At 58.3% G+C, this 26,964-nt stretch carries 19 protein-coding genes; 8 read left to right on the top strand and 11 right to left on the bottom strand.

Annotated features, from left to right (window positions below; translation table 11 throughout):
* The first annotated feature begins 103 nt into the window (after window positions 1-103).
* Both NKH23_RS11510 and NKH23_RS11505 read left to right on the top strand, forming a co-directional pair.
* Window positions 104-1,855 carry a type I secretion system permease/ATPase gene (locus tag NKH23_RS11510; protein ID WP_352718016.1) on the top strand — a complete coding sequence of 584 codons (1,752 nt, stop codon included), beginning with the start codon at window positions 104-106 and terminating at the stop codon, window positions 1,853-1,855.
* A gap of 242 nt (window positions 1,856-2,097) precedes the next feature.
* Window positions 2,098-3,396 carry an HlyD family type I secretion periplasmic adaptor subunit gene (locus tag NKH23_RS11505; RefSeq protein ID WP_353034670.1) on the top strand — a complete coding sequence of 433 codons (1,299 nt, stop codon included), beginning with the start codon at window positions 2,098-2,100 and terminating at the stop codon, window positions 3,394-3,396.
* A gap of 60 nt (window positions 3,397-3,456) precedes the next feature.
* On the opposite strand, the gene NKH23_RS11500 is transcribed toward NKH23_RS11505, so the two are convergent.
* The 6 genes from NKH23_RS11500 to NKH23_RS11475 all read right to left on the bottom strand — a co-directional run bounded on the left by NKH23_RS11500 (window position 3,457) and on the right by NKH23_RS11475 (window position 9,632).
* Window positions 3,457-4,719: a polysaccharide biosynthesis/export family protein gene (locus NKH23_RS11500; protein WP_352718013.1), complete on the bottom strand. Its 1,263-nt coding sequence runs from the start codon at window positions 4,717-4,719 to the stop codon at window positions 3,457-3,459.
* Entirely contained in the window at window positions 4,706-5,980 is a 1,275-nt protein-coding gene (locus NKH23_RS11495; protein WP_352718012.1) for a hypothetical protein, read from the bottom strand. The genes NKH23_RS11500 and NKH23_RS11495 overlap by 14 nt, the downstream gene beginning before the upstream one ends.
* Complete coding sequence (locus NKH23_RS11490; RefSeq protein ID WP_352718011.1) at window positions 5,977-6,981, bottom strand: SDR family NAD(P)-dependent oxidoreductase; 1,005 nt, start codon at window positions 6,979-6,981, stop codon at window positions 5,977-5,979. The genes NKH23_RS11495 and NKH23_RS11490 overlap by 4 nt, the downstream gene beginning before the upstream one ends.
* Before the next feature lie 74 nt (window positions 6,982-7,055).
* Window positions 7,056-7,730, bottom strand: a complete 675-nt coding sequence (locus NKH23_RS11485; RefSeq protein WP_352467096.1) for a sugar transferase — start codon at window positions 7,728-7,730, stop codon at window positions 7,056-7,058.
* Window positions 7,727-8,863 carry a DegT/DnrJ/EryC1/StrS family aminotransferase gene (locus NKH23_RS11480; protein WP_353034728.1) on the bottom strand — a complete coding sequence of 379 codons (1,137 nt, stop codon included), beginning with the start codon at window positions 8,861-8,863 and terminating at the stop codon, window positions 7,727-7,729. Before NKH23_RS11480 ends, NKH23_RS11485 begins: the two co-directional genes overlap by 4 nt.
* Window positions 8,864-8,909: 46 nt before the next feature.
* Window positions 8,910-9,632: a nucleotidyltransferase family protein gene (locus NKH23_RS11475; RefSeq protein WP_023675619.1), complete on the bottom strand. Its 723-nt coding sequence runs from the start codon at window positions 9,630-9,632 to the stop codon at window positions 8,910-8,912.
* Between the two features lie 512 nt (window positions 9,633-10,144).
* Here NKH23_RS11475 and NKH23_RS11470 point away from each other — a divergent pair.
* On the top strand, window positions 10,145-10,822 hold the full coding sequence (locus NKH23_RS11470; protein WP_352467094.1) for a LuxR C-terminal-related transcriptional regulator: 678 nt from the start codon (window positions 10,145-10,147) through the stop codon (window positions 10,820-10,822).
* Between the two features lie 181 nt (window positions 10,823-11,003).
* On the opposite strand, the gene NKH23_RS11465 is transcribed toward NKH23_RS11470, so the two are convergent.
* On the bottom strand, window positions 11,004-12,743 hold the full coding sequence (locus NKH23_RS11465) for a sensor histidine kinase (RefSeq protein WP_352467093.1): 1,740 nt from the start codon (window positions 12,741-12,743) through the stop codon (window positions 11,004-11,006).
* 287 nt (window positions 12,744-13,030) lie between these two features.
* Here NKH23_RS11465 and NKH23_RS11460 point away from each other — a divergent pair, with 287 nt between their 5' ends.
* The 5 genes from NKH23_RS11460 to NKH23_RS11440 all read left to right on the top strand — a co-directional run bounded on the left by NKH23_RS11460 (window position 13,031) and on the right by NKH23_RS11440 (window position 18,983).
* A complete protein-coding gene (locus tag NKH23_RS11460; RefSeq protein WP_352467092.1) occupies window positions 13,031-13,741 on the top strand; it encodes a helix-turn-helix transcriptional regulator in 711 nt (236 codons plus the stop codon).
* Between the two features lie 279 nt (window positions 13,742-14,020).
* A complete protein-coding gene (locus NKH23_RS11455) occupies window positions 14,021-15,103 on the top strand; it encodes an NAD-dependent epimerase/dehydratase family protein (protein ID WP_353034726.1) in 1,083 nt (360 codons plus the stop codon).
* A 445-nt stretch (window positions 15,104-15,548) separates the two neighbouring features.
* Window positions 15,549-16,799: a lipopolysaccharide biosynthesis protein gene (locus NKH23_RS11450; RefSeq protein ID WP_352913709.1), complete on the top strand. Its 1,251-nt coding sequence runs from the start codon at window positions 15,549-15,551 to the stop codon at window positions 16,797-16,799.
* On the top strand, window positions 16,796-17,839 hold the full coding sequence (locus NKH23_RS11445; RefSeq protein ID WP_352913706.1) for a glycosyltransferase family 2 protein: 1,044 nt from the start codon (window positions 16,796-16,798) through the stop codon (window positions 17,837-17,839). The genes NKH23_RS11450 and NKH23_RS11445 overlap by 4 nt, the downstream gene beginning before the upstream one ends.
* A gap of 97 nt (window positions 17,840-17,936) precedes the next feature.
* A complete protein-coding gene (locus NKH23_RS11440) occupies window positions 17,937-18,983 on the top strand; it encodes a class I SAM-dependent methyltransferase (RefSeq protein ID WP_352718007.1) in 1,047 nt (348 codons plus the stop codon).
* 293 nt (window positions 18,984-19,276) lie between these two features.
* On the opposite strand, the gene NKH23_RS11435 is transcribed toward NKH23_RS11440, so the two are convergent.
* From NKH23_RS11435 to NKH23_RS11420, 4 genes are read right to left on the bottom strand one after another with little or no spacing between them, the layout of a single operon-like run.
* Window positions 19,277-21,490, bottom strand: a complete 2,214-nt coding sequence (locus NKH23_RS11435) for a GumC family protein (RefSeq protein ID WP_353034668.1) — start codon at window positions 21,488-21,490, stop codon at window positions 19,277-19,279.
* A gap of 1 nt (window position 21,491) precedes the next feature.
* A complete protein-coding gene (asnB, locus tag NKH23_RS11430) occupies window positions 21,492-23,486 on the bottom strand; it encodes an asparagine synthase (glutamine-hydrolyzing) (RefSeq protein ID WP_352718269.1) in 1,995 nt (664 codons plus the stop codon).
* A 4-nt stretch (window positions 23,487-23,490) separates the two neighbouring features.
* On the bottom strand, window positions 23,491-24,747 hold the full coding sequence (locus NKH23_RS11425) for an O-antigen ligase family protein (RefSeq protein ID WP_352718005.1): 1,257 nt from the start codon (window positions 24,745-24,747) through the stop codon (window positions 23,491-23,493).
* Entirely contained in the window at window positions 24,744-25,964 is a 1,221-nt protein-coding gene (locus tag NKH23_RS11420) for a glycosyltransferase (protein WP_352913700.1), read from the bottom strand. The genes NKH23_RS11425 and NKH23_RS11420 overlap by 4 nt, the downstream gene beginning before the upstream one ends.
* Window positions 25,965-26,964 lie beyond the last annotated feature (1,000 nt).

Genomic DNA, 26,964 nt, shown 5'->3' with positions numbered 1-26,964 from the left:
CAGCAGCGGGGCGGAGCTGCTGCTTCCCGGAAGGTTAAAGTTTGTCCCTCATCGAAAGAACCGACGAGATTGCGCGGCAATTTCGCGTCAACGAGCGCACATCATGAAGTCAACCAAAGGGCGCTCGCTCGATCTACGCTCCGCAATGTTCGGCTGTGTGCATGGCCTCGTTGGCGTAGGCGTTTTCTCCGGATTGATAAATATCCTCGCCTTGACCGGCTCCGTCTACATGCTCCAGGTCTACGACCGCGTGCTGCCTTCGCAGAGCGTGCCGACTCTTATCGGATTTACAGTCGGGATGCTGGGACTTTACGCGGCCTATGGGCTCCTCGATTTCGTGAGGCTTCGCCTGTTAGTCCGCATCGGCAGCCGCCTGCATAAAAATCTTCAGCAAAAGGCGTTCGCAGCCTCGCTTTCCCTGCCCCTCGTCGCCGGGCCGGATGCGAACCGGGTACACCCGCTTCGTGATCTGGACCAGCTACGTGGCTTTCTTTCCGGACTGGGGCCGACCGTCTTATTCGATGCTCCCTGGATACCATTTTATATGGTGGTCATCTATCTGCTGCACCCGGCGCTTGGTGTGCTGGCAACGCTCGGCGCATGCGCCGTTGTGTTTTTGACGGTGGTTGCCGAGATCATCGGCCGCAAACCCGCGGCTCGTGCATCTGAAACACTCGTAGCACAGCGGCTTCTGGCCGATTCCGGCCGCCGCAACGCAGAGGTTGTTCAGGCGATGGGCCTGTCCGCTCCGCTTAGCCGGCGCTGGAACGAGGTCAGTCATCTTTATCTGAAGAACCAGGAACGGCTTTCCGACGTCGTCGGCGCAGCGAGCTCACTGTCGAAGACGCTTCGAATGGCCTTGCAATCATGTGTGCTGGGGCTTGGTGCCTACCTTGTGATCGGGGGCGAAGCCTCGCCGGGCGTGATCATCGCATCGTCCATTTTGCTGGGCCGCTCACTGGCGCCGGTCGATGTGGCCATCGCAAACTGGAGGGGGTTTCTGGCAACCCGCAAAAGCTATTCCGAGCTGGCGGCAGCACTGGATGCTTTTGCTGGCCAGCAAGAGACAATGGAGCTGCCGCGCCCAAAGGCGGAGCTAGCGGTCGAAGAATTGACCGTCGCGCCACCAAGTCTGCAGAAGCCAACCATCTTCAATGTAAGCTTTCGCTTGGCGAGAGGCGCAGGGTTGGCGGTCGTCGGCCCGAGCGGCTCCGGCAAGACCACGCTCGTGCGCGCTTTGGTCGGGGCATGGAAGCCGCTTCGTGGCACGGTAAGATTGGACGGCGCCTCGCTCGATCAGTGGAATTCAGAACTGCTCGGCATTCATATTGGCTACCTGCCACAGGACGTTGAGCTGTTCGACGGGACGATCGCCGACAATATTTCGAGGTTCGGTGGCAAAAGCGACGCAAAAGGCGTGCTGGCAGCTGCCAAGGCTGCGGGCGTGGACAAGATGATAATGCGTCTTCCGCAGGGTTTTCAAACACGCATCGGAGAAGGCGGCGCGGCCCTTTCGGCTGGGCAGAGGCAGCTCGTCGGGCTTGCCAGGGCACTTTACGGCGATCCATTCCTCGTCGTTCTTGACGAACCAAATTCCAATCTGGATGCAGACGGCGATGCTGCTTTGGCCGGCGCAATCCTGGCAGTGCGTCAGCGCGGCGGTATCGTGATCGTCGTTGCGCATCGCCCCTCCGCTCTCGTCAACATCGATCAGGTACTCGTCCTGTCGAACGGGATGCTCCATTCGTTCGGCTCGCGTGAAGACGTTCTGGCAAATGTGATCCGGCCCTTCCCGCGTCCGGACAAGCCAAACATTGTCGTTCCGCTGCAGCACGGTGCAAGCGGGCATGCGTGAGGTATTGCTTAGTGTCTAACGTGACCATGTCGTCGTATGCTGCGGTTGGCGGCGAAGTCCAGCCGACCGGGGCGAAGCCGGAGTCGGATGGCATTCGAGCCAATCTACCCTGGGGTAATCTGGTCCGGAGCCTGGCAGCGAATTGTCGTTCCGCCGCACAAAGGTGCAGCCGGGCATATGTGAAGTATCGCTCTACTGTTACCGTGTCGTCATACGTCGCCGCCGGTGGCGAGAGCCGTTCGTTGGAGACGAAGCCAGATCCGGATGGAATCCGGGCCAATCTGCTCTTGGGCCTGGCAACCAGCTTGCTGTTGATCTTTGGCGGAGGGCTCTGGTTGGGATTGACCAAGATTGCCGGCGCGGTGATTGCGCCTGCGACTGTGGTCGTCGAAAGCAACATAAAAAAAGTCCAGCATCAAACCGGCGGCACCATCGGCGGAATCTTCGCGCAGGACGGCGATCATGTGAAGGCCGGCGACGTGTTGGTCAGGCTGGACAACACCTTGACCCGAGCAAACCTGCAGATAATCACCGAGGATCTCAATCGCGCCACCATTCGTCTGGCCCGACTGGAGGCCGAGCGCCAGGGTCTGCCGGAAATGCAGATCCCGCCCGACCTTCGGGCTCAAATGGGTGACCCGCAAGTGGCGGCACTTGTCAGTGGCGAGCGTGCCTTGTTTGAAAGTCGTGCTGCGGCGCTGGCTGGCCAGAAGGCACAATTGCAAAGCCGCGCGAAGCAGCTGGAACGTCAGATCGATGGCCTCAAATCGCAGCAGTCTGCGACGGACGAGTCTCTGGATCTGCTGACCAAGAACCTTGCAGATGTTGAATCTCTCTACGCAAAGAAGTTGGTGTCCAAGGAGAGGTTGAGCAATGTCAGCCTGGAGAAGACCCGGACTCGCGGCGAATCGGGACGCCTTGTCGCAGCGATAGCGGAGGTACAAGCTCACATCAGTGAAACGGACCTGCAGGTGCTTCAGCTCGACGAACAAATGCGGAGCGACGTGACCAACGAACTTCGCGAAACGGAAGCCAAGCAGACCGAGCTCAGCGAGCGCAAGGTGGTGGCCGAAGACGAACTCGGCAGGACAGACATTCGTGCCCCGCAATCGGGCACGGTACAAGAATCCTCGGTCCACACCGTCGGCGGCGTGATTGGCGCTGGAGAGGTGCTCATGATGATTGTGCCCGATTCCGACAACCTTGTCGTCGACGCTTCGATTCCTCCGTCGCGTATCGATGAGATTCATCCCGGACAGCAGGTGTCGATCCGCTTTCCGGCGTTCGACGCCGGCACCACACCTGCTTGCGAAGGCTCAGTCAACCGCGTCTCAGCAGATCTGATCAAGGATCAGCAACGCCAGCTTTCCTATTTTTCGGCGCGCATCGACGTCGAGAATGAAGCGACCTGCCTGACAGGAGACAAAATACTCAAACCCGGCATGCCCGCCGAAGTCCACATAAGAACCGACGAGCGCAGTGTCTGGTCCTACTTGATGAAGCCTTTTACCGATCAGTTTTCCAGAGCCTTCAGGCAGTAAAGGGGTTGCCAAACTCAACCGGCAGTGCGGCGGCCAATTGGATCGGAGCCCGGCCGATCGCTATCGGGTCGCCGCGTTTTCGAGAGCGCTGCTGAACCTGACCTCGATCGTGTCTCCCGGCATGACCTCGGTGTCTTCTTGGGCCGGCTGTTTCCGCCATTCTTCGTCGACTTTGCGAATGATCGTGACCTCGGCCTGGATCCTTTCGCCGGCAACCGGCAACGGCAGGGCGGCAGCTCCCGTAGGCTGCAACTTCTGGCTCGCGGCGCGAAGCCTTGCGCTGACGTCGGCAAGACGCACATTGGTATCCTTCAGCTCGGTCAGCAGACCGATCCTTCTTTGGTTGTCATTGCGTTCGTGCTGTCTGGCAAAATCGTCCTGCTGACGTCGTGCTCTCATTAGTTCAACCGAGGTTTCGAGTGCCCGGCTGGAAGAGAGCACCAAAGCGCGCCGGACATCGGCGAGCCGGGTATTGGTTAGATTTCCCGACTCAAACGCTTTTCTTACGCGCGCCAGCTCGTCTTCGTCCGCCTTCACCCCATCCGCTTCGGCCTGCTCGCGCTCGAGCAAGGTCTCGGTTTGTGCAGCAGCATCCTTGCCACTTTTATCGAGAAAGCTCTGCTCTTTCTGGAAATTGTCCAACGAGAGCTTCAGACCTTCTGCTTCGGCCTGCGCGATCGCCGACGCAAAACTTGCCGGCAAAGGCGACCCTTGTGGTGGCTGCATGTCGAAAGTCGACTTACCCTGAAGTTCGGCGCGGATACGAGCGCTGTGAAAATAGTCTCTCGTGTATTCCCCCCAAAGCGACTCATAATCGCGCCGCAGATCCACCGGATCGGGGCCAACCTGGTTTGCCCGGGACCGCAAAAGGCTGAAACCACCTGACACGGCGATCGCCTGCCGCACGGTCATCAGCGGGCGGTAGGCCTGCTGTCCGGGAGTGAGCACGTCGCCGGTCACATAGATCGGCCTGTACTCTGCAACCACGGCGGTCACGTCTGTCGGCTTGATGACGATCATTTGCTCCCGCCCGTCAGGCAGCCGCTGGTGGAATATCTTGGTTGGCAAGATCGTCTGCATGCGTGTCTGCAATTCGGCCGGAGTCAGGCCGCCCACCGAAACCATCCCGACTTCGGGAAGCGCGATCGTGCCGTCCATCTGGACCACCGCACGTTGCGTTCGCTCAGAGATGGAGGCAATTCCTATCTCGACGGTATCGCCCGCGGAAAGTCGATAAGCAACCCGCGCTTCCGCTGCAGCGGCCGTTTCCACGGTAGCCAGCATACCGAGCACGACAAGAAGGATTCGATTAACGAGGACCATTGGCGGCAATCTCCTTCTGGTTCGACCGCGGCTCTTCCGGCCAATCGAGACGGGTGATGAATTCGTAGACCGGCCCGCCAGGCACACCCCAGTTGCTCGACCAGATTACCTGAGAGCCGTCGGGTGACGGCGAGGCATGGGTTTCGCTCCAATAGTCGGACGGGACGTTGTGGGTTTGCGTGACCCGTCGAACCTCACCGCTGCCATCGAGGCGCAGCGCGATCACCTCTCGCGCATATGGCGCCCAGTCGGGATTGGCAGAGATCTCATCGGGATTGCCGCCATAGCTCACGAACACCCAGCCGCTCCTGTCCAGTGCCCGCACGGACGCATGCTCGGCTTCGCCAAACTTCATAAGCGAGGTGACCTTCCCGTCGACCAGTCTCCTTTTGATGACGTGATATTTGTCAGGGTCGGATTTGCTGATGCCCACGAAAACTTCGCTGCCGTCTTCATCGACCGTCATATCGCCATGGCCGGGCCGATGATGGTCCGTCCATCTCTGCCGCAACGTCCCGTCGACGGAGAAAACAGCTCGCTGTTCTGTGTCTTCCTTCACGTTCTGAAAGCACAGGATGTTCGCTCCGAGCGGGGAGATCGAGCAGGCGCTGACGGTTCCGGCAAGCTGGGCAAGATCGATGTCCGGAAATTTCCGGCGCTGCTTGAGATCATAGGCAAAGGCAACCATCGCACCATCGCCACGGATTGCGCGCACTGCTATGCGATCGCCGTTACGGCTGGGATTGCCTTTGGACGGCCCGAACTGAAGATCATGGTAATTCGGCGACACGAACAGCACGTCTTCGCGATTGGTCCGCGGCGCCCAGGTCGAAATTTTCCGGTCCTGAACGCAAATCATCAGATCGGCATTTTGCGGATGCCATTCGCATTCAGCCGATCGAGCGCGACGGAAAAGCGGGACATAGGTCTGCCCGTCGAAAAAGCACATGCCATTGCAGCCGTTGGTGATGACGAGGAGACTCTGGTCTGAATTCCACGCCTGGGAGCTGGAATAACGGTGGCTGCAAAATTTTTTCTCGCATACGACGCCATTGCCAAGAGCGCCAGGCTTGGTAATGCGCATGAAAATTGTCCCGAAGGCTGGATCCGTCGCGGGTTGGAGATAATCGGGCAGATCCATCATCACTGGCGCGACAAACTGTGTAGGCGCGCTGTCTTGCCGGCCGCCGGCCGTGGACAAATCCAACGACAAGGCAGCCGCAATCAACAGTGGAGCCAACCCACGCGGGCGAAAGGTCATGTCATGTAGCCCATTTCGTGTCGCACTCGGCCTTCGCTGAGGCGCCCTTGCCACCATCCGATGGTCCGCTCCAAGCCTTCGCGCAGGCTGGTCTGGGCGCGCCATCCAGTCTTGCTTTCGAGGAGCGAAGAATCGGCCAGCAAGGCACGCACCTCGGAATTCTGCGGCCGAAGGCGGCGCTCGTCGCGGTGAATCGGTTTCTTGCAGCCACTCAACTCGATCACCAGATCCAATACGTCCGAGATCGTCACAGCGCGCTGGCTTCCGGCATTGTAGGCATGGCCAAATTCGAGCTCGGCCGAACCTGCGGTCAAAAACGCCGCCGCAGTGTCTTCCACGAAAGTAAGATCGCGGATCGGGCTTGTGTCTCCCACCATGATCGCCGGGCATTTTTTGTCGAGAGCCTGACGTATGATGGTCGGCACGATGGCCCGCTCACTTTGGCGTGGGCCGTACGTATTGAAGGGCCGCATGATAACCACGGGGATGTCAAACGATCGGGCGTAGGACTCCGCCATCATGTCCGCACCGATCTTGGATGCCGAATATGGTGATTGTCCCTGCAACGGGTGGGATTCGCTGATAGGCATTGTCAGCGCGGTGCCATAAACCTCGCTTGTCGAGGTGTGCACCACACGCTCAGTCTCCCATTGACGCGCCGCTTCGAGGACGTTGACCGTGCCCAGGATGTTGGTTTCCACATAGGACTGGGCGGCCGCATACGAATACGGGATAGCGATCAGTGCGGCGAGATGAAACACGACCGCCTGGCCACGCACGATCCGATTAAGGAACGCGCTGTCGCGAACATCGCCGCGGATGAGGTTCAGCTGGCTTCGTATGGTGTCCGGTAAATCGTCCAGCCAGCCGTGGCTGTCGAACGAATTATAGAGAGCCACCGCCGTGACGTCGGCACCGCTACGGACGAGTGCTTCGGTGAGATGCGAACCGATGAACCCATCGGCACCCGTAACCAGAACTTTCCTGCCCTTGTATGCCATGACCCAAGCGTTCCCCCTATGACGTGAGGCACTGACTTTGCAAATCCACGAGAGCGCGGATGTCCCGCCTGCTCTCAAGTTCCGATCGGCGGCGGCGAAACGACGCCAAGCACCGCCAGCAGCCCGCGCACCATCCACACGACATCGGAGACGATTGTGCGCTGCGGATAATAGGAAAGGTCGAGCCTGGCTTTCGCAGGAAACAGAACCTCGCGGTAGAACAGTAGCGGGTCCACGGATCCCGGATAAAAATGCGCTTCATTCCGGAAGAGGACCTGGGCTGGACCCAGCAAGCCTGGCTTGTATTGTAAAATACCCTCGAAGCTCCCGCGAAAACAATCGGCGAAGACAAGGCTCTCCGGGCGGGGCCCGACGATTGCCATCTCGCCTCTGAAGACGTTCCAAAGCTGCGGCAGCTCGTCGAACTTGGTGGCGGCGAGGAACCGTCCTACCGGCGTCATGCGGCTGTCATAGGCCATGGTCAGCGCCAAGCCACCGGGATCGCATTGCACGCTGAACTTGCGGAACTTGTACATGCGGAATGGGCGAGCACCGGCCCCGACGCGGGTCTGCGTAAAGAAGATGGGCCGACCACCTTCCAGCAGCAGCGCCACGGCAATCAGCAGCATCAGCGGAGCGAAGACGATCGCCGCGGCCGCAGCAACGACGAGATCAATTGCTCGTCTCACAGACCCATGGGCGGCGCTCGAGACGTTAGGCCGGTGAATGGCTAGGTCCAGGGCATTCATGCGGCTGTTCCTGTCTGGGCGCAACTGTTAACCGCTGCGGCAAGAGCGACAACCACCGTTTCGACCAAAGGTGCTGTGACCTGCGGATGCAGCGGTACCGTCAGCTCGCGCTGCGCGAAATCTTCAGTGCGCGGTAAATGAGTACCGGGAATAAGCTCACGATAGAGCGTCATCTGGTGCACCGGCGGGTAGTGGATAGTGGTTTGTATCCCTTGCGCGCGCAGTGCGTCGATGACGTCTTGCCTGTCGGCGTAACGTGGCAAAAGGATAGGCATGATGTGGTAGGCCGACGTCCGCGGCTCGTGGAACGGGATGGTCACGGCCGGGCAATGCTTGGCTATGAGACGGCGATACAGCATGACCAGGATACGCCTGATCTCATTCCACTCCTGCAAATTTTGCAGCTGGACCAGTCCGATCGCAGCCCGCAATTCATCCATGCGATAGTTGAATCCGAGCATGGTGACATCATACTGAGGGGTGCGGCTGTTCAGCCTTTGACGTGTCCCGGTGGTCATCCCATGTCCACGCGCCTGGCGGATTGTCTCGAGCAGACCGGCATCCCTGGCGATCACAGCCCCGCCTTCCGCCGTGGTCATGTTCTTGTTGCCGTAGAAGCTGAAGGCGGCCGCGGCACCAAATGTCCCCACCTCCTTCAAGCCCGGCGCATGCGCCGCGTCCTCGATGATATGCAGCCCCCGGGCACGGGCGAACCTCTGCCATTGTTCCCGATCGGCGAGGTAGCCGGCGAAATGGACGAGAATGATTGCCTTGGTGCGGGTCGTGCATTTCGCTTCGGCTTCCACGATCGACATCAGCGGCACGTCGGCTGACTCGATGTCGACGAAGACCGGCGTCGCACCGACATAGAGGACCGCATTCGCGGTCGCCACGAAAGTCAAGGATGGCACCAGCACCTCGTCGCCCGGTCCGATACCAAGTGCGTGCAAAATGAGATGAAGTGCTGCGGTACAAGAGCTGACCGCGACGCAATCCTCCGCGCCATGCACGTCGGCAAAAGCTTGTTCGAAGGCTCGTACCTGCTCCCCCATGGTCAGCCAGCCGCTGTCGATGACCTTGGTCAAAGCAGTCTTCTCCGGCACACCCAAGATCGGGGCACTGACCAAGAGCATCACAACCTCCTAGACTGATAACTGTGGGACCGAGCTCGTGATTTCGTCATGCAGCCGTCGCAGTGACCTCGATCGACGCCGACTGGTCTTCCCAGGAAATGGTCTGTGCGTTCTGAAAGTCGTCGACGCGCCCGATATCGAGCCAGAGACCCTCATGCTTGTACACGTGCACGGTCGTGCCGTTCTGCATCATCTGCAGCATCAGGTCGTCGAACCCAAAGGGTATGCCGGATGGGATAAACTGCAGAACGTCCGGGTTCATGCAGTAAATTCCCATGCTGACCAAATGCGAGAGCGTCGGCTTTTCGCGAAAGACCTGCACGGTATTGTCGACTTCGTCGATGACGCCGAAATCCATCTTGATCAGGCGACAGGCTGTTGCGATCGTCACTGGATCGGTGTGCTTACGGTGCGCTGCTACAAATCGACTGAGGCTTAGATCCGTGAGGACATCGCCATTGAGAACGATGAATGGCTCCGTCAGTTCATCCCTGATCAAAGACAGCGGCCCGATGGTGCCAAGCGGCTCCATCTCCTGCGTATATCGAATTTTCAGGTTCCACTGCGAGCCATCTCCACACACGGTGCGGATCAAGTGGCCGAGATACCCGGTTGTAATATAGACTTCCTGAATACCGTTGCGTCGCAACCATTTCAGAAGCATCTCGAGAACCGGCCGTGCGCCGATCGGCATGAGCGGCTTCGGCAAGACCGAAGTGAAGGGGCGGAGGCGTGTTCCCATTCCTCCACATTGAATAACCGCTTTCATCCTGGTCCTCCCTTGTTCATTCGGCCTGAACGCTGTCGTCACGGGCCGGCTATCCTGCCCTGGTCAGCACCCGGGAAACGCGTTCTTGTCCCCTCAGAAGAACCGGTGAGATTTCCCGTAGAAGACCGGTGAGATTTCCCCACTGTCCCCTGATCCGGACATTGCATCTGGATGGTATGTGGCCGTCAGGGTGGATGTCGTCGTGCATTCGAATGGTAACAATTCAGCCGTTTTGCTGTTCTATGTCTTTAGACCTATAGCAGTGCTGAACGACCGACCGGTCTGTCAGCTGTCCAAAAGGTCAGAACGTATGTTCGATGACGTTCGGCGGGTTTCGCTCATAAGGGGCAAAAAAAAGAGGAGCGTTTCCCGTCATTTAAGATTATATTAGAAATCTGGCGTTTGCGGTGTTCGGGGTGCCGCAGCGTCGGCTGGATGAATCGACGAGTGGATGGCCACGACTTTCAGGCCATCACCGTTCAATCCATTCAGATAGGCGTTGGGGTAGTTCAATGTATCGAATCGTCATCGCCGACGATCACGGCTTGTATCGTCGCGGCTTGCGATTGGCACTGACCGCAGGCATTCCAGGTGTGGAGATATTTGAAGCGTCTTGTTTCGACGCGGTGCTCAGTTTGCTGGCCGAGCAATCGTTCGTGGACCTTGCGATCCTGGACCTGAATATGCCGGGCCTGTTCAATCAAGAAGTGCTCGGCGGGATTCTGTCTGCCTATCCGGACACGCGATTTGCGATCGTTTCGGGAAACGATTCGCGCTCGGAAATACTCACGGCTCTGTCGATCGGGCTTCACGGCTACATCGTAAAGTCCCAGACGGACGAAGAGGTTGTTTTGGCCGTCAACGAAATCCTCTCCGGCCGCATCTATGTTCCTGCACTTCTGTCACGCTCGGGTGCAACGCAAACAACCCACGCGCATACCCATTCCGACGACAAAAGCCCACAGAGGCGTACCGCTGGCGTCAACCTTGGCAGGCTGACCTCGAGGCAAAAGGAAGTCCTCAAGCTGATGGCGGAAGGCTATTCGAACAAGGAAATTGCGCGCGATCTGGAAATCGCGGAGGCGACCACGAAAATCCACGCTGCTGCGGTTCTGCGTGAGTTGGGGGTACGCAATCGGACCGAGGCTGCCGTTATGCTGAAGACTTGGCTTTCGAGACATGCCAGCTAGAACGCCGCGCGTCCTTTTGGACGTGCAAACGGCGTCCCAAGACTCCTCATGCATATTACTGCATATCCCAATGCCGCGGCGCAGCTTTGGGCCAACGACATTCTTGGAAGGAACCCTGCGCATCTCAAAGGCCGCTCAGCGACCCGCCTTTTGATATCTGCTTTCCGATTGGAGCACTGCACTACGAACCGATTTCCTTGCGTGACAGCCGCAGCGAATACCGCAACCCTTGGTCCGATATCTCCAGCTTGGGAGAGTGACCGACAAGCGGCGATCCATCCACTCCGATTATCATGGAACCGAAGCCATGACGGACTACGCTTGAGGTCCGCCGCCGCCCTGATTCCACCCACTCGAACACAATATCACTGCCTGTGTCTTCAGGTGCGAACGTCCAGCTTACGTCGATTCGGCCTTTTGGATCGCCAAGCGCTCCATATTTCATGGAATTGGTGGCAAGCTCGTGAACGATCATTGCAAAACTCTCGGCGGCGCCTCCCGACATCGCCACGGAAGGACCGCTGACCGATATGGCGCGTGTTCCCATATAAGGGTGCAACTCTTGCGCAACGAGATCGTTTATCGCCCCCGATACGCTGCCGTTGCGTGAAAGGAGCAGATGGGTTGCCTCGAGCGCGCGTATCCGGTCGATCAGCATTTCCTTGTATTTGGCGACGTTGTTTCCGGGAACATCGACCATCTTCACGAGCGCCGTGATCACCGCGAAAACATTGCCGAATCTATGACGCTGTTCGAGCATGATCCGCTCCCGCTTCTTTGCCGCGGCGCGCAGCAGCATGGTTTGTCGTCTCTCGCTCAGGTCGGCAGCCACTCCAAGCCGCTGTCCACCATCGTCATGTCTTTCCTCCCTTCCGCGCAGGGCAACCCAGCGGATATGTCCGTCCGGTCGGCGGACGCGTATCTCAACATCGTAATCCGTGACCGATGGTGCGGACTTTCTCGATGCCGCCAGCTTTGGCCAGTCCGCCGGATGAACGACAGCTGATAGTTCCTCTAAACGGCGGCGATTGGCGTGGGCCAGGCCGAGAATGTCCCAGAACGTGTCGGAGCCCGTGACTGTCCCGTCTTTAAGGTCGATCCGCCACGTGGCCAAGCGTCCAGCAGACAGGGCGAGGTCGAGCCATTCCTTCTGAGCCCGAAGCGCTTCGTGAGCAGCTCGTCGGTCCGAAATATCATCGACCACCACGAAGATACTCTCCGAAAGAACCCCCTCGGGCACGGACGAAGAAAGCGTTAGACGAGCCCAGAATGCCGTACCGTCCTTTCGTGACAGACGCACCTCCGAAACGAACGAAGAAATGTCATTGCCCAGCCTCGCCAGCAATTGCGCCAAGGTGTGCCGGTCGTTCGGATGGGCGAGCGTATCGAGCTGCAATTGGGCAAGCTCCTCCTCCTTGTACCCGGTCATCTCACAAAGGCGTTTGTTGGACTGCAGCAACTCGCCTTTCTCGTTGGTGTTCGCGAATCCCATGGCAGCACGTTCGAAGGCCCAACGATAGCGGCTTTCGGTCGCTTCGACGGCAGCGAGCCTGGCCTCGGCGACTTCCAGCAACTCACGCAAGTCCTGCCGAAGGCGATGGAACGTCATGGCAATCACCCCGCCCGAAACCAGAAGCAGGATTGCGCGTGCCCAATCTCCATTTGAGATCTGATCGTGTCCTCGTGCCCACAGGCCGACAGCCACCATCAGAATGGTCGCAGCGAGCGCAGGTACGCGATCTTCGAGATAGGCGATAATAATAATAGCCGGAACAAATTCCAGAAAACTGGCGCCTTGCCCAATATAGCCCGACGATTTTATTTCAAATATCAGTGTGGCAGCTAATACCGATGCAGAGGCAATATGAGTTAGCAATCTGCCTGACGGGTTCGAATTCGACCTGCGCGACTGCGAGCTCATGGACACAGACTACAACCTTCTGACTAGCCCGTCGAGACTAGAGCAAAAAACGTACAGCTTAGTACCACTGCCGGATTGCCATACCGCTATCATAGCGCGCATTTTATCGGATGCAGCGGGGCCTAAGAGCTGCCTTAGAACTGTCAGATCATACTAAGTTTTCAAGGTGGTGATGCACATATCATCCGTCAGCGCATAGAAGACTAGAATCCAGCTAAACATAGAAGACTGTCTGAATCCCGATTACTTATTTCGGGCGTGTGAAACTTTTGGGTTAGGGGTAGAAAATGAATCTGATCGATAGACAGGTCGATGCTTCTTCGAGCAATCGGTACATTGCTACGAGGACCAAGTATGATTTTGAGGCGCGGAATACGCGACCCTCTTCTGGTCACCTTCCCGATCGTGCATCGGATCCATTGGACGCAAGGCTCGGGGAACCAAAAGGCCGCAGTCTGGAATCCATAACCGGCGTGCTTGATCGCATTGGCTGTGGCTATCTCGTGCTGAATCGCGAAAGAAAAGTAGTCGAGTGGAACGCAGCCGCCCAAACCACGCTTGAGCGCCAGGGCGAAGCGGCCGACACGGCGAGCGGACTTACGGCCGCCCTGAGGCGGCTGATCGCGAATGTTCCGGGCCAATTCCTGCCGGGCTCGTTGTCCTGGGTCGTGATCCGCAGCAGGGGCGACCGGCCGGTGATACTGAACGAGAACGGCGTTATCGCTCCCGACGGAACGAGCATTGTGGCGTTGCTGGATCGGGACAACAGATCTGGGCCAAATCCTCGCACGTTGCAAAGAATGTTTGGCTTGACGAGCGCAGAAACGCACCTCGCCTTGCGCTTGGCTCAGGGCGACGCACCTTTGGAGATCGCTCGCAGCTGGCGTCTCAGCCGCACCACGATCCGTTCCCAGCTTGCCTCGCTGTTCGCCAAGACCGAAACAAAACGCCAGGCGGAACTGGTGGCCCTTCTTGGGCGTATTTCGGTCCTGCCATAAGGGCCGGTCACTTGGACACAATCGCCGGACGTCGGCATCCGCCCGGGATTTGGTTGGCGCAAGTTGGAGTGTCATGACTTGGCAGGTCGTGCACCGCATTGCGCACTCCACCAGGTTCGATGCGCCGGCGTAAATATCGGAAGCCGCAATCCCGGACCGGCAAGTCGGTACTGTCGAACGGATTCGAAAGGCGACAAGTTGGACAACGATCTATGCAGCGAGTCTGTTCTTGCCGCAGCGGAGAAGGTGGAAATCGCTCGATCGCGTTCGGACCGCGCGGTGAAGAGACTTGCACGGACCGGACCGATCGTCGTCACCGGCGCGGCAGGCTTCATTGGTTTCCACGTCGCCTTGCGGCTTTTGCGTCTGGGTGTCGAAGTCATCGGCGTCGACAATTTCACCCCCTACTACGATCCACGACTCAAGGAAGCGCGCTTTGCGCGCCTCTGTGCCGAGTCCGGCTTCACTCCGATGCGAATTGATCTGGCGGATGCGGCGCGCGTCCAGTTGCTGTTTTCAGAAGTTCGACCTTCAAACTTTGTGCATCTCGCGGCTCAGGCCGGCGTGCGACATTCACTAGTTGACCCGCATGCCTATGTGCAATCGAACATAGTGGCGTTTCTCAACGTCCTTGAGAGCTGCCGGCACTTCGGTGTTAGTCACCTCGTCTACGCCTCCTCGAGCTCCGTCTACGGCTCAAATCGAACCATACCGTTTTCCGAGCATCACGGCGCCGATCATCCTGTCAGTCTGTACGCCGCAACCAAGCGTTCAAACGAATTCATGGCGCATTCATACAGTCACTTGTTCGGCTTGCCCGTGACCGGACTGCGCTTCTTCACCGTTTATGGCCCCTGGGGCAGGCCCGACATGGCGGTCTACATGTTCACGCGTGCGATTATCGAGGGGAACCCAATCGAAGTAGCCAATGCCGGCCGCGTGTGGCGAGACTTCACCTATATCGACGATATCGCTGAGGGCGTGGTTCGAGCGCTTGCTGCACCGCCGCGGCCCGATCCGCATTGGGACCCTTGCACCGCCGACCCTGCTACAAGTTCCGCGCCGTATCGCGTCTACAATATCGGCAACGACCGGCCCGAGGAGATCAACCGGCTGATTTCGATCATCGAGACCGCCCTTGGCAGCCGGGCGCTTCGCGTGGATGTGCCGTTGCCGCCTGGCGACGTTCTGGAGACACGCGCCGACGTCAGCGATCTTCGCAAGGCCGTCGGCTTCGCCCCGACGACACGGCTTGAGGACGGAGTGCAATGCTTTGTCGAATGGTACCGGGACTTTCATGGAACAGATGCCGCGGCCAGCATATGGCAACAAACGTTGATGCATGTAGAGGCCACCGTGTAATCCGCGCCTTATCGGAGCGACGGATCCACGCGTCCGCTATCCTGGTCGCGGCTGCTAGTCTGGTCAAAAGATCAAGCTGATGCCGCATAGCGTAACGACGACATTTCCGGTCATCGATGCCCGCGCGATCCTCGCAGAATCAGCTCATCGCGGCAATTCCAATGAGCGATCTCAATTCAGAGACTGCAGTTGTACTTGGCACGGAGCACAAAGAATTCGCCGCATCCGCGTTCTGCCGAACAATGTCATTCAGATGGATGATGGTGACGTTCGGGCCCCATCGTAAGCTCTGCTCAACCGCATTTTGCCTCCTCGGAATCGCGAGCTCATGTCCCAAAGCTACTTTCTGAGATCCAGGACGGTTCCTACGGTCGAGAAAATAATCACCCGTGTTCCTCCAAGCCCGATCGGCGGCATTCTTCGCGCGGCAGGAGGCGTTTCGGCCATGGCGATTGCCGGCCAGCTGACCCTCGTCGCCGCTATTCCCGTTTTGGCCCGGCTCTATTCCCCGGCAGATTTCGGGATCTTCACGATTTACCTGTCGATCGTAAACATCCTCGGTGCGATCGCAGCACTGCGTTTCGAGGCCTCCCTTTATGGGGTCAAGGACAGTGCGCAGGCATACGTGACTGTTAAGCTCATTCTCCTGGCTGTCTCGGTGACGAGTGTCCTGGCCTTTGCGGCAGGACTGCTGTGGGCGAGCATCGCTCCAGCGCGGGTTGGCCACCTCGCCTGGCTTGTTCCACTTGGGATGGGGGGCGCCGGTCTCGTCGAAGCAATGAATTGCTGGAGTCTGCGCGTAGGCCTGCTACGCGACTTTGCCCTCGGCCGCCTGATTTTGCCGGTGACCATGGCCCTGCTGCAACTAACTTTTGGGCTCGCCCATTTCGGAGGTGAGGCGATGGTGCATGCTCATATCCTGAGCCAATTCGTCTTTATCGGGATCCTCGGCTCTCGGATTCTGAGCAGGAAGGACATAGGCGGCATCGCCCGAGCGCCGTGGCGGACCGTCTTTGCCGTCGCCAGGCGAGAATACAAGTTTCCGTTGTTCGACATTCCCTCGGCCCTAGCGAGTTTTGCCATCATCAATCTTCCCGCAATACTCGTTGGTTCGCTGTTTGGCGCCGCTTTTGCCGGTTACCTGGGAGTTGCGTCGCGGCTGGTGACTGCACCCGTCACGCTGATCGCCAACCCGCTTAGCAATGTTTTTGTATCTGAGGCGAACAAAACCAGCAGTCGCGCCCATTTGCTCGGCACCGCGCACGGCCTCTTGATGCTTTCAGCCGGCGTCACTGCATTGCCAATATTAGCGCTTGGCCTAGCCGCGCCATATATCGTCGTTCCCCTCCTGGGCGCGCCCTGGGTCCCCGCCGCAGACATTATGACCGCGCTGGCGTTCATGGGTGCTACGCAGGCGTTGTCGACACCGCTTCAAGATGTCCCAGCTCTTCTGCGGCGGCAAGAGGTACGACTTCTCGTCGACGGCGCGCGGACGGCGCTTGTATTTGGCCCGCTACTCGCCGGTGCTGAGGCAGGTTGGGAACCACTCAAAGTCATTTATCTGATGGCGGCCGGGGGCGCCGTCGGGTTTGCACTGAAAACGGCGGCCTCTCTGTATCTTCTCCGCCACGACGTCGAACCAGTGGGAGCCGCCATACCAAAGCAGAGTCATCATCTCGAGGGAAAAACACCATGAAGCAATCGCAGCTTGATCAGCTTCTGACGACCGATGTGGTTGACCAACATCATCGCGCTGATGCTTCGCGACTGCGCCCTTTCATTTCAGTTGCCATCCCAACCTTTCGCCGACCGGACACGATCCGCCGGGCGATGGATAGCATTCTGAGTCAAGATTTTGCCAGTTGGGAGCTGGTCGTCAGCGACGACGAGGGCCGAGAGGGAGCGACCTGGGCAATCGTGGCCGAGTATGCACGGACCGAGCCTCGCATCCGAATTGTCGAGAACGGCCGTGGCCGGGGTCAGGTCGAGAATACCAACAACGCCATGCTCGCTTGCGTCGGAAAATGGATCAAGCTGCTCCATGACGATGACTGGCTGGCCCCAGGCGCACTCAAGACCTTTGCCGAGGTTTCAACCAAGCATCCCTCGGCTGCATTCATGACCTGTGCCGCGAACATAATCGAGGACGATCGGATGAAATTCCGATTGCCACCGCAAGGGCGACAACGGATCTCCGTCTACTCGAGCCAGCAATGCCTGACGGACCTCTATCTGGTCCGTACGACGCGGAGCCTTGGGATCATCCCGTCGACGCTGTTGATCAACCGCGACGTCATTCACGCGGGTTGCCTGATGCGCGCGCACAATTCAATCCCGGCCGGAGTCGACCAGCTGTTCTTTGTTGACCTGGCATGCCACGGAGACATGGTCGCGATAAATGACGGCTTGATCTTCTACGACGCGACGAATCACCCGAGCATCACTACAACCAAGAGCTTCGATGAAGTTGATCAAGTAACCCTTGCTGTCAAAGAGCTTAACTGGAATCTAATTCAGGATCGTAAACACCTCCCTCGCCCCGAGACTTTGTTACGGGCGCTACGGGTTGCTCGTATTCCTAGCAGATTCCACCAGCAGTCCTGGCGAGCGACGATCCAAGATGCCATGCAAATTCTTCGTCCATCAGTTATGAAAATTGCGAGCCAGCACATTCTTACTTACGTGTTCGCGATCCGCCCGAGACTGGGCCGGTTGCGTAGCCGGAGACGAATTTAGCGTGGCGGCATCGTCGAGGGCCTGCCTTGGGCCGGCTGCTACGCATTCTATACCGTCGAAGGCGGCTTTCCTTCGTCCAGGCTTCAGGGATAGCGAGATGACCATTTGTCCGGCGTGTGGCAGTGTATCAACCGCAAAATTGTTCGAAGTGACAGCAGACGAGGCCTCTCGACATTTCATCAATCCGCGTCAGGACCCCGATCGCTCTCGAAAGTTAACAAGCCACCTGTCGGATCTCTGGGGCAGTAACACTTGCGACATTCGCAAATGCGCAGATTGCGGATTCGGTTTCGCAGATCCGTTCGTCGCCGGCGGCTTTGAGTTTTATAACTTAGCCTGGGCGTACCCTTCTTATCCAACTATGAAATGGGAATATGCAAGGACAATCGAAGAGCTCGCGGGCCTGAATACTGGCGGAAAGACTGCTCTCGAGGTGGGATCGGGGTTCGGGTATTTTCTCGACCGCATCAACAACAAATTCTTCCATACTTCGGATATTTCTGCGGTCGACTACAACGAAACGGCGCGATCAGTTTTGGCGTCAAAAGGCTTCAAGACCTTTGCGAGCGATTTTCGGGAGGACAGCTTCGATTCTATGAAAGAGGCCTTCGATTTTATTTTCATGTTTCAGGTCTTCGAGCATATGGACCAAGTGGATGAGGTTTTTGCTCGCTTAAAATATCTTCTGAAGGCGCAAGGATCTGCCTTCATTGCCGTGCCAAATGAAAACAGAACGTACTATATGGAGTCTCACGGCTCGCTCGTAGACATGCCACCAAACCACATTGGCCGATGGACGAAAGAAGCCTTCGATGCCATATGTCGGCGGCACGGCTTGCAATTGAGCAAATGCGAGCGCGAGCCGTTCAATCTCGCCAAATTCCTGAAGCAAGACATCGTCCACAGCTTTTTGCGAAAGGGACAAAAACCAGGTAGTGTGAGTGAGTTCGTGCGGGCCCTGCCGCGAAGCAAAGCGCAACGAATGGCGCAAGGTTTGACTGCCCTTGCGATTTCACCGTCACGCTTGCCGGCATGGGCATACGCCATCAGGAACGCATCTACGATGGGCGGGAGCGCACTCTGGGCGAAAATCGACAAAGTCTCGTCACCTGCGCTACGGATTCATCGCCAAGCCAAGCAGTAATGAGCGGTGCGCCATGCCGCTTGCAGCGGGAAGGTGATTTTGACACCACCAGGCTGCGGGACCTGCCAAGCAGACGAAGGACGGCGTCAGGGGCGTCGCCTCAGGTGTGGGTTCCGGAATTCATGAATGCCCGTCCGGCGGCACTTCGGACCCACGCTCCGGATGGACCTCTCCGCGACAACCCCAGCTACTGGCGGATGGCCCGCGCCCAGCAGCCGATCGGCGTAGCGCCTAAAGCGGTGATTTTCAACCAGGCGGTGGCGGGAAGTACGCAACAATAAAAGCCGCGCTCGTCATGCCCTCTCCAGCAAGAGATCAGCGCTGTCCCCGAACCGGTAACCCGCGTGCTTCCTGAGATTAACCTTCGTGAGAACGCTGGCGACGGGAACCGAAGCTGGCGTATCGCCCGCAAGCAGGTCTAGAACGCCTCGCGCGATGCTGCGTCGCGTTTTCGCCCAGCGAACGGCGAAAAGAACCACGTCACCCCAGCCTGTCAGGAGTCTGGCCTCTGGTCCCTCAAGCCCCAGCGGTCCATTTATGATGACCACCCGATAGACCGAGTGCAGTTCATCTTTGAAAGGGGAGCCATCGACACTGGACAGCAAGGGCAGCAGATCCTCCGACGGTGCGAGCGCCATGAAATCGATTCCGATTGCCGACATTCCAGCTATCGCATCGTGCAGCGCACAACGGTCACTGATATAGTCTCCGAAAAAATTGTGCGGCTTACGTGCGCTGAATTCCTTCACAAACTCGCCTGTAAGGCGGCGGTCCGTGCGGTCCAGATCAATAAAGAGTACTCGCCCTCCAAGTCTGGTGGCCGCCAAGGCCATGCTCCATGCGAGCTCGGTCTTGCCATCATCCTCACCGCAGGATGTTATCAAGATTATGTTCGAGCAATCTCTCGCCCGTTGGGGCGCCGCGGCGACAAGCAGGGCCGTCACGGCGCGGCTGTATCTGGACTCCTGCTGGCCTGAAACCAGCTGCTGCAGTCGCTTCGCGTGCGTTGTGGCAGCCTGGGGTATTAGCCCGAGGCACGGAACCTTGAGCGCTGCTTCAGCTTCGGCCTCTCCGCGCAAGGTGCTATCGAAGCGTTGGCGGACAAGTATGAATATCCCCCCAATCAGGCCAAACACGACCATGCCGGGCGGAATAAGAAATATCGGCGAAAGAGTCGTTGGATTGGTAGGGGGCCACGCCGCTGAGAGAAGCCTGACTCCGGGGGATGGACTTGCAATACGCCGCGTCAAGTCTTGTTGCCGGGTCAAAAGGTCGTTGTAGCGCTGCGTCAGGATGCTGACCTGCGGCTCGAGAGCGCGCAATCCGGAAAGCCGGCCGGCTGTGTCGGCTACGACCGCATCCAGGACATCCTTGCGCTTTTGCAGCGCCGCAATCTGAGAGCGATAGATGTTGGCCTCGGCAGCGGCGCTGGCGATTTCTTGGTCAATCTGACGGTCGATCGCATCTGTGACGTCCTCATCTGTCGTGTCGTTGGCCTGGCGTGCCAAGAGATCGGCCAGCACCGGTGATCCGACGGCTTCGGCGATCGAGGCAACCGACGCGCCCCGCTTTCGCAAGTCCTGAATGTGTTGGAGTCGAGATTCCGATGCGGAGAGATCCGCTTTCGACAAGGAGATTTGCTGGGTAAGTTCGACTATCTCTTTGGCGGCATTGTCCGCTGCACCTTGGTCGACCGCGCCATGGCTCAGCCGATACCTCTCAAGACGATCGGTCGCTTCTGCGAGACTGTTTTGTGTAGCTGGAAGTCCGGCAACTATCGATTCGAGTTCCAGTCTGTCCGATGCTTGGCTTTTCCTTGCCAGATCGCCAATATACACTTGGGCGAACGTGTTGGCGATCAAGGCGGCCCGCGCCGGATCGTGATCGGTGAAGCCGACACTGATGACCCTCGATCGCAGCTCCTGGCCGATCCTTATACCCTTGCGCAGTATCTTGAGCTCAGCCGCATCTGGCTCCGCCGGAGTGCTTCGCGGCCAAATTTTGGCTAGCAGATCGGCTGTACCCGAGCGCTTCGGCGGCTCAAGGCCCGCAGGGTTAGCAGCAGAATTTTCGGTGCCAGCATCAACCTTTGTAGTCCTGTTGAGAGCGTCCGTTTTGCGCAACGCTGCCACCACGCTTCGCAGATGGCTTTGCGACGAGAGCATGGTTATATGGTCGTCAATGCTGGAATCCAGCGCATCCTGAGCAGAGACCAAGCCGCCGGCAGGTCCCGCTCTGCTGGGTGCGTCGACGATCACCTGTGTGGTGGCTTCATACAGGGCAGGCCGTGCAAGACCGGCAAGCGCGGCTAATACGCCGCCGCTGACGACCATGGTCATCAGGAACCATTTTTTTCTTGCCAGGGTAACGAGGAGCTGATGGAACGGGGTTTGCGTGTCCATCTGTTCGCGTAGCTGACGTTTCATGCGCGGAGCGATTTCGCGCGCAGGCACGTGCATTTCGTTAACGTGCGGAAGGTGGATGCGGCTAACTATGGACCCTTCCATCTTAATCTCCTGTAAGTTCGGGCACGCGAGAACCCGTTGCGGGCGGCGATGGCCGCCTTGCCTCGTTGTGCCAGGCCTGGAACATCAAAGCGGGCCACAATTTGCGAGAATGGTCGTGCCTGCCATCAACGTGATCGCGCCAGCACGCATCGAGCTCCGCAAGGTCGAAAATCCCGTCTCCGGACAAGCGCATATCGGCGACAAGATCGTTTGCCCAACTGAGCAGCGGGCCTCTCAGCCAGACTGCTATTGGAACATCAAAACCCTGCTTCGGCCGCTCGATCAGCCGCTGCGGAACGTACCGGCGCAACAACTGACGAAGGATCCACTTGCCTTTGCCATTACGAACCTTCGTATTCGTCGGCAGGCGCCAGGCAAATTCGACAACACGATGATCGAGCAGCGGGCACCGCCCCTCGAGGCTATTGGCCATGCTGGCGCGGTCCAGCTTCACCAATATATCCCCGGGCAGGTATCCGGCCATATCGTCATACAAAAGCCGGGACAGCAGCCCATCAAGCCGGTGCTCGACGTGAATTGATGAGGATGGCTGGTGGAGGCTCAGGTTCTCGGTCGATGATCCCGTAAGTCGCCGATACAACTCGTCCTCATTGGCTGCAGCGAGCAGCTGAGCGAGGCGATTCAGCCGATCCCCCCGAAGCGCATGCCGTGCACCCTCCGAAAGCGGCAGCTTGCCGACGAGATCGTGACGGGCTGCACGGGCCAGTAACCCAGTGCCTGCCGCGAGCGCCCGACGCAGTGCTGACGGCAGAGTATGCTGTCGTCGCAGACGGGCCGCCATGAAGTGGCGGGCGTAGCCGGCGAAGCATTCATCGCCACCGTCGCCCGACAGAGCCACCGTAACGTGCCGGCGGGCGAGCCGCGCCACCAGCAGAGTTGGTATCTGCGATTCGTCAGCGAAAGGCTCATCCCAGATCTGCGGCAGTTCTGGAATGACGTCGCGCGCTACGGCAGCCGAAAGGTGGAGTTCGGTATGGTCGGTGCCCAGATGCCGCGCGACTTCCGCGGCGTGCGGAGCCTCATCGAACCCGCCCTCTCCGAAAGCGATCGTGAACGTGCGCACGGGCTTTTCCGATTGAGCCTGCATCAGGGCCACAACCGTCGAGCTGTCTATTCCGCCCGACAGGAAGGCCCCAAGCGGGACGTCAGCGATCATGCGCTCCCGAACGGCAAGCCGAAGCAGGCCGTCCAGTTCATCGGTGAGTTCCTCGTCGCTGCCGGCGACCTGCTCCGTCCGCCCTTTCGTGGCGGCTTCGGCCAGCGACCACCAGTGTCGAATGCGATGCGACAGGGAGGCGACACTGCGTTCCCCGGAGAACTCAGCGGCCGTTACCGACAGGACCGAACCCGGCGGCAGCTTGAATACGCCTCGCCAAATGCAGCTGTCATCCGGTACCCATCCCTTCGAAAGCATTGCCGCGGCCGCATCGATATCGAGCTCCTGGCAAAACCCTGGAAAACGGTTGATCGCCTTCAACTCGGAAGCAAAAACAAGTGCATCGCGTGTTGAGGCGACATAAAGCGGCTTTTTGCCCATTCGGTCGCGGGCGAGATGGAGCGTCCTTGTCTTAAGGTCCCATAATCCTAAAGCGAACATGCCGGCGAAACGCGTGAGTGCTTTTTCGAGGCCCCAACTCTCAACTGCGGCGAGCATGACTTCGGTATCGCTGGCGCTCCGAAAATGATGGCCTGTACTCTCCAGCTCACGGCGCAAATCACGGAAATTGTATATTTCGCCGTTGAATGTGATGACATATCGGCCGCTTTCGGAATGCATCGGCTGACAGCCAGCCTCCGACAAGTCAACGATTGCCAGCCGCCTGTGACCGAAGGCGACACCCGATTCACAGTTTACCCAGAATGCCTCGCCATCCGGCCCGCGGTGGCGAAGTGCGGCCGTCATCTGCCCTATTGCCCTGAGCGGCCTCGTGTCCGCTGAATCGGATGCAAGAAGAATTCCGGCAATACCACACATACCATTACCCCGGATTGTTGGAGATTGCAGAAACTGCTTTCGGCGTACCGGCGACAAGGCAGATGGTCAGCGCAAACCACACGATCGGGTGGCGGATGATCAGGTGCGGCATCCCGAAGATGATGATTGACACCACGAGCGCTAACAGCGCGTCGAGCTTCGCACGCCAAACCGACATGATGGCGGCGCCGACGATCCAGACCAGCGCCAGAACCGCAATGAGACCACCTTGAGTGTACAGGTCCAGGATCGTGTTGTGAGCCTCGAAGGGTCGTTCCAGAAATTGCGAGTCGAACACTGATGGGCGCTCGAGATGCGGACCTGGACCAAGGCCAAGCGATCCGGACTCGGCGCCCTTCTCCAACGCTTCGTCCCAGAGATGCACGCGGAGCGCGGCGGTTTCCGCAGTAGCCTCGCCGCCCTTGTCCTTGGTCAGGCCCTTGGCGAAGTTTTCGAGGACGCTCGCCTCCGTTACGGCATAGGGGGTTATCGCCATCGCCAACGGAAGGATACCGACAAGCAACAGGAGGACGGCTTGCCGTGAAAAGCTGATCCCGTTGCCACCGGTCTTGAGCCATGTCCTGATCCGCAGCCCGAGGAATGTCAGGCAGGTCAGGATGCTGGTGTACAAATAGGTATCGCTCTTTGTCAGCCTCCCGACATAGAAGGTCAGGAACAAGCTGGCGATCCCAAGAAACCTGCCCCATCGGTTGCTGGTGGTGGTCGCAAGATGCAAGGCTAGCGGGCCAAAGATTGCGCAGTAGAGCGCGAGCTGGTTTGGATTATGCGACCAGCCACGAAAGCGGTCCCAGTACCAGGGATCGACGCCAGCTCGGGGGATCCAGCCCCAGCCCTGTCCCAGCTGAATGGCAAGGGCCATATTCGCGATGCCCACAACCCACCAGCCAGTACGACGCAGACGGCGATCAGCCTCGGGTTCTGCAGCGGCAAGGCACGTGACGCTGACCAACAGCAGGTAGGCCATCGTATCGTGCATCAGGCCCGTCAGGTACAGAATTGTGGTCAGATAGCCGACAACGGTGCCGACCCCGAGAGCAAGCGCCATGATCGTCCAGTAGCTTGCAAGGAGTGTCAGCGCCGGCCTGGTCTCCAGGCGACCGCCGGCCAGCACGCGCGCAATCGAGAGCATGATCCAAAGCACAAGGAGTAGTTCGCCAATCCCCAAGGGCGATCCAGGAATGTCGAGTTGCACCGCATAGGTCATTGCGAGGCCGCAGGCCAGGATCGCGTCCCGGATCATCGGCGCACATCCAATCTGCTTCTCGCAGCACCCTCTCCAAACAAGATCGGAGACGCCGGTCGGGCGAGATCGCTGTGGGATTTGGCGCCAAGGATATTTTTGTACAGATCGCAATATTGGGCCACCACCCGCGGCAGCGCGAACTGCTCCCGGACAAGTTCGACAGAACGACCGCCCATGACTTTTCCGCGACTGCGGTCGGACAGGATGTCAACTATTCGAGATGCAAGGCCATCGGCGTCGTGCGGTTGGACAAGGTAGCCGTTCCATCCATCCTCGACCACTTCATTGCAGCCGGGCATCTTTGAGGCGACGATGGGCAATCCCGCCAGCCCTGCCTCGAGCAGGACGCGCGGGATTCCTTCTCGATATTGTGTGGGGAAGGCGAACACGTCGGCCATACCAAGAAGGGCTGGAACATCGCGTCGTGGGCCAAGCGCGATGACATGAGGAGCGTGTCGATCGATTTCCAACTTGTCGACTGCAAATGGACCTTCGGACTCCCAAGGGCCGACAAGCACGAAACGAGCATTAGGCCTTTTAGAAAGGACGCGGGGGACTGCTTGAAGCAGTACCGGGATGCCCTTCTGGCGGGTCAACCGGCCAACAAAAATTACGATCTCTGCTGACTGGAGCCCGAGTTCCTGGCGCATTTTCGTTGCCGGCGGAGCAAGATGCCTCGCCATGGCGAACGCATCGACGTCGATGCCAGAACTGCGGATGACTCTTCCGCTGCCGGGTTCAATCAATCGAAAGCGCTTGAAGAAAGCCTCATCGTCCCGATTCTGAAACACCGTCGCTGCCGTCCAGAAGGAGGCAAGCCATTGCAATCCGCAAAAGATTGGACGCAACGCCAGAGCCCGCGGTTCCAGCGAGGAGAATGTCCAGCCCAGGCCGTTGATCGTGCGCACGACCGGCACCGTTCCGCGCACCGAAAACGGTGCCAGCAGGTTGGGCTTGGTGTCGAAACTTTGGACGATGTCAGGCCGGAGTTCCGCAACCAATTTCCGAATCGCTCTTACGGCGGTCCACTCGCCACTGCCGCTGGCAAATCGGTCGAAACCGTAGCGGCGATGCGGAATGCCATGCCGCAAAAACGCAGCCTCATCGCCGGTCGAAACTGCAGTGACCCGGAAGCCGCTTTCGCGCAGCGACATTAGGAACGGAATTCTCAGGGCGTGATCTTCGCCTCCCACACAAACGAGATGCGGATTCATCCCGAAGCTCCCGTCCGTGCGCCGTGTTTCGGCCGCGTGAAGTAACTGCCTTTCGCATCTGCTTTCATGGTTTTGCTTCGTTACTTCTGTGCGCGTGAAAGGGTACGGTAGGAGGAGGCTTGCCTACTGTCCTCGTCTGTTTGAATGAGGTAAACCGCATTGGGATCACGGCCTTACGCATATCGCGAAGCACCTCGACAGCATCTTGTGGGTACGCGGATGAATTGCGCCTCGAACTCTAGGGAGTTGTGCCAAGCCGGACTCGCCACTGATAAGACAACCGAAGAAAGCGCTTCCGACAGTCGTGCGCTGTACGGCTGCTCTACGCTGGGATTCCTAAGCTCCCTGTCCGGGTCCGCGTGCTACCAGGCATGATGATCAGCCCCTCAGCCACAACCCCTGACGCGACTTGCCTCCTTGCGACCAGCGGATAAGCCGATTCGACCCCCTCCGATGTCGGAAACCTGATCTGCCGACCGATATCCGGCGACGAGCGCGCAGACGCCTACAACTTGTCCACAACTAATTGGTTGCGGCAATGAGACTGTGGAGGGGCTTGGCTCTCAGATTAAACGTTTGTCTGATCTCTAAATTGGCAGATGAACAGTCGAATAGAAATTTATTTCACAATTGCATTCCGCAACACGCAAGCTATTTTTTTAGACCATGAAACTACCGATCTCCAATTAAATCAGATAATCTGGATAGATATACGGACGTAAAGCGATGATATTCTTGATATCTATTGAATATCTCTATTTAGATTTCTCCTTCCGTGCGAGCGTTCCTATTGGCGATCAACCATTCTATCAGAGCCTGCAGGTATGTGATTTGGCGCTAATATACACCCTCTAGTAGGCAAGCCCCGGGGCGCTATCGAATGAGACAAAGGAATATTGGATGGCAACTCTGCACTACGCATCGGGTGGATCCGCCACCGAAATCGCAACCGCCGGCTTCAATCTGGCTGACGTTCAGTATGTTTCGCTGGTCAACGCAT

This window comes from Mesorhizobium sp. M1328 (genome assembly GCF_040318075.1).
Taxonomy (GTDB): Bacteria; Pseudomonadota; Alphaproteobacteria; order Rhizobiales; family Rhizobiaceae; genus Mesorhizobium.
Note: the sequence above shows the minus strand (reverse complement) of the source record. Positions and strands in the feature narration are given on the sequence as shown.

What these genes read in the sequence shown, in the direction of transcription:
- NKH23_RS11510 (WP_352718016.1), top strand. Translation starts at nt 104, where the DNA reads ATGAAGTCAACCAAAGGGCGCTCGCTCGATCTACGCTCCGCAATGTTC.
- NKH23_RS11500 (WP_352718013.1), bottom strand. Translation starts at nt 4,719, where the DNA reads ATGGTCCTCGTTAATCGAATCCTTCTTGTCGTGCTCGGTATGCTGGCT.
- NKH23_RS11495 (WP_352718012.1), bottom strand. Translation starts at nt 5,980, where the DNA reads ATGACCTTTCGCCCGCGTGGGTTGGCTCCACTGTTGATTGCGGCTGCC.
- NKH23_RS11490 (WP_352718011.1), bottom strand. Translation starts at nt 6,981, where the DNA reads ATGGCATACAAGGGCAGGAAAGTTCTGGTTACGGGTGCCGATGGGTTC.
- NKH23_RS11485 (WP_352467096.1), bottom strand. Translation starts at nt 7,730, where the DNA reads ATGAATGCCCTGGACCTAGCCATTCACCGGCCTAACGTCTCGAGCGCC.
- NKH23_RS11480 (WP_353034728.1), bottom strand. Translation starts at nt 8,863, where the DNA reads ATGCTCTTGGTCAGTGCCCCGATCTTGGGTGTGCCGGAGAAGACTGCT.
- NKH23_RS11475 (WP_023675619.1), bottom strand. Translation starts at nt 9,632, where the DNA reads ATGAAAGCGGTTATTCAATGTGGAGGAATGGGAACACGCCTCCGCCCC.
- NKH23_RS11470 (WP_352467094.1), top strand. Translation starts at nt 10,145, where the DNA reads ATGTATCGAATCGTCATCGCCGACGATCACGGCTTGTATCGTCGCGGC.
- NKH23_RS11465 (WP_352467093.1), bottom strand. Translation starts at nt 12,743, where the DNA reads ATGAGCTCGCAGTCGCGCAGGTCGAATTCGAACCCGTCAGGCAGATTG.
- NKH23_RS11460 (WP_352467092.1), top strand. Translation starts at nt 13,031, where the DNA reads ATGAATCTGATCGATAGACAGGTCGATGCTTCTTCGAGCAATCGGTAC.
- NKH23_RS11450 (WP_352913709.1), top strand. Translation starts at nt 15,549, where the DNA reads ATGGCGATTGCCGGCCAGCTGACCCTCGTCGCCGCTATTCCCGTTTTG.
- NKH23_RS11445 (WP_352913706.1), top strand. Translation starts at nt 16,796, where the DNA reads ATGAAGCAATCGCAGCTTGATCAGCTTCTGACGACCGATGTGGTTGAC.
- NKH23_RS11440 (WP_352718007.1), top strand. Translation starts at nt 17,937, where the DNA reads ATGACCATTTGTCCGGCGTGTGGCAGTGTATCAACCGCAAAATTGTTC.
- NKH23_RS11435 (WP_353034668.1), bottom strand. Translation starts at nt 21,490, where the DNA reads ATGGAAGGGTCCATAGTTAGCCGCATCCACCTTCCGCACGTTAACGAA.
- asnB (WP_352718269.1), bottom strand. Translation starts at nt 23,486, where the DNA reads ATGTGTGGTATTGCCGGAATTCTTCTTGCATCCGATTCAGCGGACACG.
- NKH23_RS11425 (WP_352718005.1), bottom strand. Translation starts at nt 24,747, where the DNA reads ATGATCCGGGACGCGATCCTGGCCTGCGGCCTCGCAATGACCTATGCG.
- NKH23_RS11420 (WP_352913700.1), bottom strand. Translation starts at nt 25,964, where the DNA reads ATGAATCCGCATCTCGTTTGTGTGGGAGGCGAAGATCACGCCCTGAGA.